Genomic DNA, 1,390 nt, shown 5'->3' on the forward strand with positions numbered 1-1,390 from the left:
CCGCCGGACAGCTGCCAGGGATACTTCTTCTCGAAGCCGGAGAGGTTGACGAGTTCGAGGGTTCGCTTGATGCGTTCCGCCTGCTCGGCCTGGCTGAGGCCAATGATTTCCAGCGGCAGCGCCACATTCCGCTCGATTGTGCGCCAAGGAAACAGCGCCGCCGCCTGGAAGACATAGCCGTAAGCCCGCTTCTCGCGCGCCTGCTCCGGCGAAATCCCATTGACGGAGATCGTTCCCGAGGTCGGCTTCTCCAGATCGGCGATGACGCGCAGCAAGGTTGTCTTGCCGCAGCCGGAGGGGCCGATGAAGGAGACGAACTCACCCTTGCCGATGGTGAGATCGACATTGGACAGCGCCTGCACCGGACCGTCATTGGTCTGGAAGGTGAGGCCGAGCTTGCTTGCCGAAACGACGGCTGGCGACTGTCCGCTCATCGGCAGAAACCTGTCTTTCGCAGCCGCTGCCGCGCCGGCCGGAATCCGGTTGATTTTACGATTGCCTTGCTTTCCACTCGTCCAGTCCCACTTGATCGACGCCCGGAGCCTTGCCGATGTCGCCTAAACCCACATGCCACCTTATTCGCCCTGAAAGCACTTATGAAGGCAAGCAAGGCTTGAGCTATTTCGCCGGTATAGCCGCCGAAACCGTCGGCTCCTCCGGCATTTGTATGCATCTTCTCACCATGCCGCCCGGCGCCCGCGCCAAGGCGCATATGCATGAGAACCACGAGACCGCGATCTATGTGCTCTCCGGCGAGGTCCACACCTGGTATGGCGACCGGCTCGAGCATCACGAAGTCGTCAAGGCCGGCGACCTGTTCTACATTCCGGCGGGCGTTCCGCATCTGCCCGCCAATCTGAGCGGTGCGCCCTCTTCGGCGGTCATCGCCCGCACCGATCCCAACGAGCAGGAAAGCGTGGTCCTGATGCCGGAACTGGATGCGTTGGTTGCCTGAGGTCGACGGGACCGCCGTCATTTGCACCGGGAGACTTCTCCCATCGCGTTGCCGTCCTTGTCGGCGATCACCAGTCTCTTGGCGTTCTTGGCGCTGCGCTTGATGATGAACTGGGCCGGCGTCTGCCCCTCCTCGCCTTCCGCCTCGCACTGCGCCGTCACCACAAGGGAGCCATTCGCCTGGGGTCTCTTGTCGGTAAAGGTGCAGGCGCTGGCGACCGTGACGAACGCCTCGCTGGTCAACAGCAGCATGTCCTCGGCATAGACCTCCTGGCCGTTCTTGTTGATGCAGCCGGATTTGTTGCCCCAGGGCTTGGAGAGATCGATGCCGGCGGCGAAAGCTTGGCCGGCGGCCAGCAGCACGGCTGCCCCGGTCAGAAGGTGAGTTGCGCGCACGCTCAAACTCCGGTCGCCGGAATGCCCGTGCGCTCCACCT

3 protein-coding genes are annotated in these 1,390 nt (G+C 62.9%); 1 reads left to right on the forward strand and 2 read right to left on the reverse strand.

The genetic code is table 11. The features are described from left to right. The coding region (locus EOA60_RS32985) for an ATP-binding cassette domain-containing protein (RefSeq protein WP_128312618.1) at nucleotides 1–434 on the reverse strand (434 nt) is incomplete at its 3' end. 110 nt (nucleotides 435–544) lie between these two features. On the opposite strand from EOA60_RS32985, the gene EOA60_RS32990 reads away from it, so the two are divergent. Continuing rightward, nucleotides 545–955: a cupin domain-containing protein gene (locus EOA60_RS32990; RefSeq protein ID WP_170950346.1), complete on the forward strand. Its 411-nt coding sequence runs from the start codon at nucleotides 545–547 to the stop codon at nucleotides 953–955. 17 nt (nucleotides 956–972) lie between these two features. Here the strand turns inward: EOA60_RS32990 and EOA60_RS32995 are convergent, their stop codons facing one another. Further along, nucleotides 973–1,350 (reverse strand): hypothetical protein, encoded by a 378-nt coding sequence (locus tag EOA60_RS32995; RefSeq protein WP_067328965.1) that lies wholly within the window; start codon nucleotides 1,348–1,350, stop codon nucleotides 973–975. Nucleotides 1,351–1,390: the final 40 nt, after the last annotated feature.

The sequence above is a fragment of the Mesorhizobium sp. M1A.F.Ca.IN.020.06.1.1 genome (assembly GCF_004023265.1).
Lineage (GTDB): Bacteria > Pseudomonadota > Alphaproteobacteria > Rhizobiales > Rhizobiaceae > Mesorhizobium.